This is a genomic window from Streptomyces sp. NPDC051183, from assembly GCF_040682455.1.
Classification (GTDB): Bacteria; Actinomycetota; Actinomycetes; order Streptomycetales; family Streptomycetaceae; genus Streptomyces.
This window is the reverse complement of sequence record NZ_JBFBBA010000011.1, coordinates 195,057-203,786: the sequence shown is the minus strand read 5'-3', so window position 1 is coordinate 203,786 and position 8,730 is coordinate 195,057. Positions and strand designations below refer to the sequence as shown.

The following is an 8,730-nucleotide window of genomic DNA, read 5'->3' as shown; positions in this document are numbered from 1 at the left end:
GCCCACTCCGAAAGCTTCACAAGATCAAGATATCCGGAACGTACGACTAGAAATGACTATGAATGACTAGAAAATCTGTAGCAGCTTTCACCCCCCCTCGCCCGACTCCTCCCCCCACCACCGCAAGCCGCGCACCCGAAGACATCCGAACGCCCCCACGGCGGCCCTCTCCTCGTTAGGCCTGCTCCTCGCCCAGCCGGCCGCGGCCCCTCCGTCGAGGAGGTACGGGCCCGCGTGGACGCGCTGCGCCGGCAGGCGGGCACGGCGACCTAGCTCTACGACGCGGCGGCCGAGCGGACCGCGGCCGGGCAGGCCCGGCCGGCGGAGCTGATGGACCGGGTCGCGCACACCACCCAGAACACGCCCCGCGCCCCGGCGCGTACGTCCGCGAGGACCCGGTCTTCCACCAGCCGGTGTACGGCAGCGTCCGGCCCGGCTGGGACCAGGGCGCCGGATCAGCCGAGCACGATCTCCAGCAGCCCCGGGAAGCGCAGTTCCAGGTCTTCGCGGCGCAGGGCGAGGTAGAGCTTGCGGCCCTGGGGGCGCTGGCAGATCACCCCGCTCTCGCGCAGCGTCCTGAGGTGGTGGGTGACGCTCGACCGCGGCAGGTCCGGGACGACCTCGCCGCAGAAGGCCTCCTCGCCCGAGGCGAGCTTGCGGACGATTTCCAGCCGGACCGGGTGTCCGAGCGCCGCGAGGACGTCGACCAGCTCGATACGGTCGGCGGCGGGGTGGGTCGGCTCGGCAGCGGCGGCAGGCATGCCCTCACTGTACGCAGATCCCGTACGGACGGGCCCGCGGCATTGCCTGACCGTACGAAGATCTCGTACAGTTCGGAACGTACGAGATCTTCGTACGGTCATTCGGCACGCACGGCTACGTGAGGACACCCCATGCCCGGCACCGCATCCGCCACCCCCCTCGACGACGCGGCGCTCGCTGCCTCCCTCGACGGCGGCTTCTCCAGCCGCCACGCGGACGTCAACGGCACGCGCCTGCACTACGTCACCAACGACGGCGCCGGCGAGCCGCTCGTGCTGCTCGGCGGCTGGCCGCAGACCTGGTGGCAGTGGCACAAGGTGCTGCCCGAGCTCGGCCGCCGGTACCGGGTGATCGCCGCGGACCTGCGCGGCATGGGCGGCTCCGCCAAGCCCGACGGCGGGTACGACAAGAAGACGATGGCCGCGGACGTCCGCGCCCTCCTCGCGCACCTCGGCATCGAGTCCGCGCACCTCGCCGGCCACGACATCGGCGCGATGGTCGCCTACGCCCACGCCGCCAACCACCCCGAGGCCACCGGCCGGGTCGCCCTGCTCGACGTCGCGCACCCCGACGCGGACTGGGCCCGGGAGACACTGCTCCCCGAGCCGGGCGGGTTCCACAAGTGGTGGTTCGCCTTCAACCAGGTCCAGGGCCTGCCCGAGCAGCTCCTCGCCGGGCGCTACCACCTCCTGCTGGACTGGCTGTTCTCCCGCGCCGCCACCGATCCCGCCGCCATCGACGCCCGCTCCCGCGCGGTGTACGCGGCCGCGTACGACTCCCCCGAGGCGATCCGGGCGGGCAACGACTGGTACCGCGCCTTCCCCCAGGACATCGCCGACCTCGCCGGATACGCCCCGGTGAGCACGCCGCTGCTCGCCCTCGGCGGGGAGTTCAGCAACTACGGGCTGCTGACCCGCGCGGTGCCGGCGCTGGGCACCGACACGCAGGTCGTGCGCATCGACGGGAGCGGGCACTACCTCCCCGAGGAGCAGCCGCAGGCCGTCGTCGCGGAGCTGGTGAAGTTCTTCGGCTGAGGTGGCGAGGCCGGCCGCGGGAGCCGGGTCGCGGGCCGGGCGCCGGGGGCCCCGGGGGCTTCCCCCGGCTGCCCGGAATCCGCGGACGGCCGCCCCGTACGCTCGGAGCCATGAACGTACTCATCAACGTCTTCCTCGGCCTGCACATCATCGGAATCGCCTCGCTCCTCGGCGGTTTCCTGACCCAGACGAAGGCGATGAGCGCGGGCACCGCCCGTTTTTCGCCGGCGATGCTGCACGGCGCGCTGACCATGCTCGTCACCGGCGTACTGCTCGTCGGCTTCCGCGAGATGGACGGCGGCACCGTCAACAACGTCAAGGTCGGCGTGAAGCTCGCGATCCTCTTCGTGATCCTCGCGCTCGTCTACGTCAAGCGGGACGAGGAGCGCGTGGAGAAGGCCCTGTTCGGCGCGGTCGGCGGGCTGACCGTGGTCAATATCTTCATCGCCGTCCTCTGGCGCTGAACCGATAGCGGCGCGAAAGCGCCAGATTCGGCCTCCTCGGGCCACTTACGATCATCTCGTCATCCGACCGTTACCTTCAGGTCTAGCGTCCTCCTCCAAGCACCGAGAGAGGAAGGACGTGAGGCCCTCGTGGCCAGTCACCGAAAGCCCAGGCAGCGCCCGCTCTCCGGCGGCACCGCACGGACGACCGCCGCCACCCTCGCCCTCGCGGGCGCTGCCACCGCCACCGCGTTCGAAGGCACTTCGCAGGCCGACCCCCAGCCGACGCCCTCCCAGGTCAAGGCGCAGGTGGACCGGCTCTACGAGGAGGCCGAGGCCGCGACCGAGCGGTACAACGGGGCGAAGGAGAAGGCCGACGAGGCCCAGCGCGCGCTGAGCGACCTGCGCGACGAGACCGCCCGCAAGACCGACCTGCTCAACACCGCGCGCAGCAAACTCGGTTCGCTGGCCGCCACCCAGTACCGCAACGGCACCCTGGGCGCGGCCGTCCAGCTGGCGATGGCCGACGACCCGCAGGAGTACCTGGACCGGGCCTCCTTCATCACCCGCGCCGGGGACCGCAACGCCGCCGAGCTCTCCTCCGTACGCCGCCGGCTCGACGAGGTCGGGCACCTCAAGGACCGGGCCGCCGGACGGCTGGCCGACCTCCGCGCCCGGCAGGGCGAACTCGCCGACCGCAAGGCCGAGATCGAGGGGAAGCTCAGCACCGCCAAGCAGCTGCTGGCCCGGCTCACCGCCGAGGATCGGGCGGCGTACGAGGCCCGGTCCGCGGGCAGCGCCCCCACTGCCGCACAGCACCCGGCCCCGGCACCGTCGGACGGATCGCGCGCGGCCCGCGCGGTGGCCTTCGCGTACGGGGCGATCGGCAAGCCGTACGTCTGGGGCGCGACGGGCCCGGGCTCCTTCGACTGCTCGGGCCTGACCCAGGCGGCCTGGCGCGCGGCCGGGGTCTCGCTGCCCCGCACCACCTACACCCAGATCAACACCGGCCAGCGCGTCCCGCGCGACCGGCTGGCCCCCGGTGACCTGGTGTTCTTCTACTCCGGGGTCACCCATGTCGGCCTCTACATCGGCAACGGCCAGATGATCCACGCCCCGCGGCCCGGTTCGACGGTCCGCGTGGCCCCGGTCGACTCGATGCCGTGGGCCGGAGCCTCCCGCCCCGCCTGACGGCCGCTACGGCGCCTTGACCACGCCGCTGAACCACTGGAAGGTCTGGGGCAGCTGCTTCGACCACGATTCGAGGTTGTGGCCGCCGACCACCTTCTCCGCGTGCACCTGGGTCGGGCTCTGCGCGAGGCCCTTGAGGTCCAAGCCCGACAGGTAGCCGTCCTGTTCGGCCCCCGACATCCACAGGGAGACCGCCGGCGGCTTCGGCGCCGCCTTCAGGACGTTCTTCAGGTTGTGCGAGACGCGCAGCTGCGGGTCCTGGGCGACCAGCGAGGACGGCTCCTGGCCCGGGTCGTTGTAGCCCGACAGGGAGACGGCCGCGCTGTAGCGGTCGGGGTGGGAGATGGCCAGCTTGGCGGAGCAGTACGCGCCGGCCGAGTACCCGGCCACGCCCCAGGTGCGGGCGTCGTCCGAGGCCCGGAAGTTGTCGGTGACCATCTTGCGGACGTCGACGCTGAACCAGCTGTCCGCGTTGACCTTGCCGGGGATGTTGGCGCAGCCGGTGTCGGCGTTGCCGAGCAGCATGGCGCGCGGCGAGACCAGGATGAACGGCTGCACCTTGCCGCTCTTCATCAGCGGCTCCAGCACCTCGTGCGCCTTGAGCCCCTGGAACCAGGACTTGCCCGTTCCCGGTATGCCCGGGATCAGCTCGATCACGGGGAACTTCTTGTCCTTGAAGGCCGGGTCGTCGTACTGCGGCGGCAGCCACACCAGGACGTCCCCCTTGACCCCGGAGATCTTGCCGTCGAGCTCGGTCTTCTTGACCCGCCCGCCGAGGCCCTCGACCGGCTCGAAGGCCTGGTGCACCTTCGGCGCTTCCTTGACCTGCTCGGCCTTCTTCCCGCCGAGCCCGTCCGGGCCCAGGTCGGGGGCGGCGGTCACGTACTTGCCGGTGCCGAACAGGTCGCCCCAGGAGGCGTAGAAGTTCATGTCCCGGTTGATCCCGATGAACACCAGCGCGATGGCGGTGACCTGGGCGAACACGACCATCGAGGCACGGGTGGCGACGCGTACGACGGCGGGCCCGCGCGCCTTGCTCCACAGCAGCAGCGGCAGGAGGACGGCGATCGCGGTCAGCGCGATCGCCGTCGCGAAAAGGGGGGTCCCCGTCAAGCTCATCACGGCAACGTAGAGGGCCGCCCGGCCCGCCCCGGTTGCCCGGGGGGCCTGCGGTGTGGATCACATCGGGAACTGATCCCGGGTCACACCAGGCGGCGGGCCGTCGCCCAGCGGGTCAGCTCGTGCCGGTTGGAGAGCTGGAGCTTGCGCAGCACCGCGGAGACGTGCGATTCCACCGTCTTCACCGAGATGAAGAGCTGCTTGGCGATCTCCTTGTACGCGTACCCGCGCGCGATCAGCCGCAGCACCTCGCGCTCGCGCTGGGTGAGCCGGTCCAGGTCCTCGTCCACCGGCGGTGCGTCCGTCGAGGCGAACGCGTCGAGCACGAAGCCCGCGAGCCGCGGCGAGAAGACCGCGTCCCCGTCCTGGACCCGGAAGACGGAGTCCACCAGGTCGGTCCCGGTGATGGTCTTGGTGACGTATCCGCGGGCGCCGCCCCGGATGACCCCGATGACGTCCTCGGCCGCGTCCGACACCGACAGGGCCAGGAACCGCACCGGGTTCTCGGCCGCCGCCATCAGCGGGGCGCAGCGGCGCAGCACCTCGACCCCGCCGCCGCCGGGCAGGTGCACGTCGAGGAGCACCACCTCGGGGCGGGTGGCGGTGATGACGGTGACGGCCTGGTCCACGTCGGCCGCCTCGCCGACGACCTCGACCCCGGTCCGCCCGGTCTCGCCGATCTCCGCCTGCACGCCCGCGCGGAACATCCGGTGGTCGTCGACGAGGACCACGCGGACCCTCCTGGTCTCCGTCACAGCGCTGTCCTCGGTCATGCCGCCCTCTCCATCTCCAGCTCGACTTCCGTGCCGCCGTCGGGCGCGGACCGCAGTCGTGCGGTCCCGCCGTTGCGCTGCATCCGGCCGATGATCGATTCTCGTACGCCCATCCGGTCGTCCGGTACCGCGTCGATGTCGAAGCCCGGTCCGCGGTCGCGTACGGACACGAACACCGTCCGGCCCTCCACTTCGGCGTACACCTGGACCGGCCCGCCCTCGCCACCGTACTTGGCGGCGTTGACCATCGCCTCGCGCGCGGCCTGGATCTGTGCGCCGAGCTTCTCGTCGAGCGGGCAGTCGCCGACGACGACGACCTCGATGGGGACGCCGTGGTGGTCCTCCACCTCGGCGGCTGTCTTCTTCACGGCCTCCGCCAGCGTCTCCGGCTCCTCGGCCTCGTCCTTGCCGGTGCCCTCGGGCTTGTACAGCCAGTTCCGCAGCTCCCGCTCCTGGGCCCGCGCGAGGCGGCGCACCTCCCCCGCGTCCTCGGCGTTGCGCTGGATCAGGGTGAGGGTGTGCAGCACGGAGTCGTGGACGTGGGCCGCGACCTCGGCGCGCTCCTGGGCGCGGATGCGCATCAGGCGCTCCTCGGAGAGGTCCTGGGTCATCCGGATCAGCCAGGGTCCGGCGAGCAGGGCGACGCCGACGAGGACGGCGAGGGTGGCGGTCATTACGTTGCCCAGCTGGGCCGCGGAGCCGCGGACGACGATGAACACGGTGAGGCCCACGCCGACCAGGGCGACCCCCGCGAGCGCGCGGGCGACCTGGAAGAGCCTCCCGTGCCGTCCCACGGCCTCGTTCCAGTGGGCGCGACGCGCGTTGTCGGCCTGCCGCCACACGAGGACCACGCCGGCCCCGACCAGCAGCGTCGGCCACACGTACCGGCCGGACGCGCCGCCGAGCTGGACCTTGGAGATGAAGATGCCGGCGCCGATGCACAGGGCGATCAGCGCGGTGATCTGGCCGTGCTCGGGCTTGCGCAGCCGTCGGGAGCCGTCGGGGAGGGTCTCGAAGAAGGAGCGGTGTCCGGTGCGGCCGCCGACGCCGAGCGGTACGAAGACCCAGAAGGCGGCGTACAGCAGGATGCCGAGGCCGTCGCCCCACAGGAACAGCAGCAGGAACGCGAGCCGCACCCAGATGACGGCCAGCCCGAGGTGCCCGGCGAGACCGCGCGCGACGCCGCCGAGCATCCGTCCGTCGGCGCTGCGGTAGAGCTTGCGCTGCGGGACTTCGTCGGAATCGGGTGCGTGCGGGATGCGGGGGGCGGCGACGGCGGGCATGTCACCGATGGTCACACGCGCGGGTGGTGCGCGGCATCAGGGCAGCCCCCCAGTTCTGTCCGGGGGATATCAGGGTTGTCCCAGGGTCGGGCCGGATGTCCACGCGATCGGCGGCCGGTCACCATGGACACATGACCGAAGTGCACGACACCCCGCCGGCCGGGTCCGGCGCCGCCGCCGCGCCGCCTGCCGAGCGCCCGCCGCTGCGCCGCAGCAAGCGCGACAAGGTCCTGGCCGGCGTGTGCGGGGGTCTGGGCCGGTACTTCGACCTCGACCCGGTCGTCTTCCGGATCGTGCTGGGCGTGCTGGCGGTCACCGGCGGCGTCGGTCTGATCTTCTACGGCTTCGCGTGGCTGCTGCTGCCCCTGGAGGGCGAGGACGACAGCGAGGCCAAGAAGCTGCTGACCGGCCGGGTCGAGGGGGCGACCCTGGCGGCGGTGTTCGCCGCGCTGGTGGGTTGTGCGCTGTTCCTGTCGATGCTGGACAACGGCGGGCTGACGGTCTTCTCCGTGCTGGTCGCCCTGGCCCTGGGCGGGGCCGCGCACTGGTCGCAGCGGCGCCGCAGCGGCGTCGCCCCGGAGGCGCAGGCCCCCGCCGCGGCGGCGCACCGCACCGCCGTGTCCGAGACGAAGGCGCCGCCCGAGACGCAGGCGCCGCCCGCCCCCGGCGGCCCGTCGTGGTGGCGGGACCCGCTGGTCAAGGACGGCACCACCGGGCCGGTCGGGTCCACCGGGTACCTGTGGGGCCCGGACGACGCGGCCGGGGCCGCCGCGGACCTCCGGGGGGCGCCCGCGGCGCCCGCGCCCGTCCCTGACGCGCCGGTCGCGGCGCGCGGCGGCATCGGCGGCCGGGTCTTCGTCTTCGCGCTGCTCTCCGGGGGCGCCGCCTGCGCGGCCGTCTGGGAGGGCAGCACGCTGAGCCATGCGCTCCAGGTCGCCTTCGCGGCGGCGCTGGTCGCCTTCGGGCTCGGTCTCGCGGTGAGCTCCCTCAAGGGGCGCACCGGCTTCGGCACCATCGTGCTGTCGCTGCTCACCGCGGGGCTGCTGGCCGGGGCGACCGCGCTGCCCCAGGAGATCAGCACCGACTGGCGCAACGTGGACTGGCGGCCGGCCGCGGTGGCCGACGTACGGCCCGAGTACGAGTCGGGCACCGGGCTGGCCACCTTGGACCTGAGCCGGCTGGACGTGCAGAAGGGCACCACCGTCTCGGTGCACGCCCGGATCGACGCGGGCCGGCTGAAGGTGATCGTCCCCCGGGAGGTCACCGCGCAGGCCGACGTCACGATCCGGCTGGGCGACATCCAGCTGCCCGGGGACACGAGCGAGCAGGTACGCGTCCGCAGCGGCGGCGAAACCCGGCAGGCGACCCTGCCCCCGGCCGCCGGCACCGAGGCCGGCGGGACGATCGAGCTGCACCTGAACGCGGGTGTGGGACAGGTGGAGGTGGCCCGTGCGGCGTCATGAGTTCCAGCCGGGCCGGCTGATCGCGGGCCTGGTCCTGATCGCGGCGGGCGTGCTCTACCTGCTCGACGCGGCCGGGGAGGCCGACCTGCCGTGGTTCTCCGTGCTGCCGATGGCCCTGGGCGGACTGTCGTTCGCCGCGGTCGTCGGGATGGTGACCTACGCGGTGCGCCGCGACCGGCGCGAGCGGATCAGCGAGTCCAGCGACAGATAGGGGGCCCCGGCGAGGATCAGCGGGGTCCAGGCCATCAGGTAGATCAGGTCGTTGCCGTAGTAGTACGGGGTCACCGCCCAGGACACCGTGAGCCACAGGCTGAGCGAGATCAGCGCCCCGCCGACGGCGGCGATCCGGGTCAGCAGGCCGGCCAGGACACCCAGGCCGACCAGGAGCTCCCCGATGGCCAGGGCGACGGCGAAGCCGACGGGCGCCTCCAGGGCCATGTCGACCATGGCGGGGATCGCGGAGGTGTCGCGCACCCCGCGCATCATGTCGCCGATGGAGCCGTCGCCGGTGGCGGAGAGGAACGCGGAGTCGGTCAGCTTGTCCAGACCCGCGTAGACGAAGGTCACGCCGAGGAAGATCCGCAGGGGCAGGAGGGCATGGCGGGCGGCAAGGTCCCGCAGCCCTGAAGGGACATCAGTTCGGGTTCGCGTCACCCGACATG

The 8,730-nt window shown here is 72.5% G+C and carries 11 protein-coding genes; 5 read left to right on the top strand and 6 right to left on the bottom strand.

Annotated features, from left to right (window positions below):
- Positions 1 to 275 precede the first annotated feature (275 nt).
- Together AB0M99_RS12980 and AB0M99_RS12975 are read right to left on the bottom strand one after the other, a co-directional pair.
- Positions 276 to 407, bottom strand: a complete 132-nt coding sequence (locus tag AB0M99_RS12980) for a hypothetical protein (RefSeq protein WP_365919526.1) — start codon at positions 405 to 407, stop codon at positions 276 to 278.
- A gap of 48 nt (positions 408 to 455) precedes the next feature.
- Positions 456 to 761 (bottom strand): helix-turn-helix domain-containing protein, encoded by a 306-nt coding sequence (locus AB0M99_RS12975; RefSeq protein ID WP_365919524.1) that lies wholly within the window; start codon positions 759 to 761, stop codon positions 456 to 458.
- Between the two features lie 132 nt (positions 762 to 893).
- Here AB0M99_RS12975 and AB0M99_RS12970 point away from each other — a divergent pair, with 132 nt between their 5' ends.
- From AB0M99_RS12970 to AB0M99_RS12960, 3 genes are all read left to right on the top strand, one after another.
- Positions 894 to 1,796, top strand: a complete 903-nt coding sequence (locus AB0M99_RS12970; protein ID WP_365919522.1) for an alpha/beta hydrolase — start codon at positions 894 to 896, stop codon at positions 1,794 to 1,796.
- A 110-nt stretch (positions 1,797 to 1,906) separates the two neighbouring features.
- Complete coding sequence (locus AB0M99_RS12965) at positions 1,907 to 2,260, top strand: hypothetical protein (RefSeq protein WP_365919520.1); 354 nt, start codon at positions 1,907 to 1,909, stop codon at positions 2,258 to 2,260.
- Positions 2,261 to 2,389: 129 nt separating this feature from the next.
- Positions 2,390 to 3,430, top strand: a complete 1,041-nt coding sequence (locus AB0M99_RS12960) for an NlpC/P60 family protein (protein WP_365919518.1) — start codon at positions 2,390 to 2,392, stop codon at positions 3,428 to 3,430.
- 6 nt (positions 3,431 to 3,436) lie between these two features.
- Here the strand turns inward: AB0M99_RS12960 and AB0M99_RS12955 are convergent, their stop codons facing one another.
- The 3 genes from AB0M99_RS12955 to AB0M99_RS12945 form a co-directional block, all read right to left on the bottom strand.
- Positions 3,437 to 4,549 carry an alpha/beta hydrolase-fold protein gene (locus tag AB0M99_RS12955; RefSeq protein ID WP_365919516.1) on the bottom strand — a complete coding sequence of 371 codons (1,113 nt, stop codon included), beginning with the start codon at positions 4,547 to 4,549 and terminating at the stop codon, positions 3,437 to 3,439.
- An 83-nt stretch (positions 4,550 to 4,632) separates the two neighbouring features.
- Complete coding sequence (locus tag AB0M99_RS12950; protein ID WP_365919514.1) at positions 4,633 to 5,322, bottom strand: response regulator transcription factor; 690 nt, start codon at positions 5,320 to 5,322, stop codon at positions 4,633 to 4,635.
- A complete protein-coding gene (locus AB0M99_RS12945; RefSeq protein WP_365919512.1) occupies positions 5,319 to 6,605 on the bottom strand; it encodes a PspC domain-containing protein in 1,287 nt (428 codons plus the stop codon). The genes AB0M99_RS12950 and AB0M99_RS12945 overlap by 4 nt, the downstream gene beginning before the upstream one ends.
- Positions 6,606 to 6,736: 131 nt before the next feature.
- Between AB0M99_RS12945 and AB0M99_RS12940 the strand changes: the two genes are divergently transcribed.
- Both AB0M99_RS12940 and AB0M99_RS12935 read left to right on the top strand, forming a co-directional pair.
- Complete coding sequence (locus AB0M99_RS12940; RefSeq protein WP_365919510.1) at positions 6,737 to 8,068, top strand: PspC domain-containing protein; 1,332 nt, start codon at positions 6,737 to 6,739, stop codon at positions 8,066 to 8,068.
- Complete coding sequence (locus tag AB0M99_RS12935) at positions 8,055 to 8,279, top strand: hypothetical protein (RefSeq protein ID WP_365919508.1); 225 nt, start codon at positions 8,055 to 8,057, stop codon at positions 8,277 to 8,279. The genes AB0M99_RS12940 and AB0M99_RS12935 overlap by 14 nt, the downstream gene beginning before the upstream one ends.
- On the opposite strand, the gene AB0M99_RS12930 is transcribed toward AB0M99_RS12935, so the two are convergent.
- Positions 8,225 to 8,722 carry a DoxX family protein gene (locus AB0M99_RS12930; protein WP_365919506.1) on the bottom strand — a complete coding sequence of 166 codons (498 nt, stop codon included), beginning with the start codon at positions 8,720 to 8,722 and terminating at the stop codon, positions 8,225 to 8,227. The genes AB0M99_RS12935 and AB0M99_RS12930 overlap by 55 nt on opposite strands.
- Positions 8,723 to 8,730 lie beyond the last annotated feature (8 nt).

Bases quoted from the DNA above. Each gene is read 5' to 3' on its own strand.
- AB0M99_RS12950 (WP_365919514.1), bottom strand. From the start codon at position 5,322: ATGACCGAGGACAGCGCTGTGACGGAGACCAGGAGGGTCCGCGTGGTC.
- AB0M99_RS12965 (WP_365919520.1), top strand. From the start codon at position 1,907: ATGAACGTACTCATCAACGTCTTCCTCGGCCTGCACATCATCGGAATC.
- AB0M99_RS12975 (WP_365919524.1), bottom strand. From the start codon at position 761: ATGCCTGCCGCCGCTGCCGAGCCGACCCACCCCGCCGCCGACCGTATC.
- AB0M99_RS12955 (WP_365919516.1), bottom strand. From the start codon at position 4,549: ATGAGCTTGACGGGGACCCCCCTTTTCGCGACGGCGATCGCGCTGACC.
- AB0M99_RS12945 (WP_365919512.1), bottom strand. From the start codon at position 6,605: ATGCCCGCCGTCGCCGCCCCCCGCATCCCGCACGCACCCGATTCCGAC.
- AB0M99_RS12970 (WP_365919522.1), top strand. From the start codon at position 894: ATGCCCGGCACCGCATCCGCCACCCCCCTCGACGACGCGGCGCTCGCT.
- AB0M99_RS12940 (WP_365919510.1), top strand. From the start codon at position 6,737: ATGACCGAAGTGCACGACACCCCGCCGGCCGGGTCCGGCGCCGCCGCC.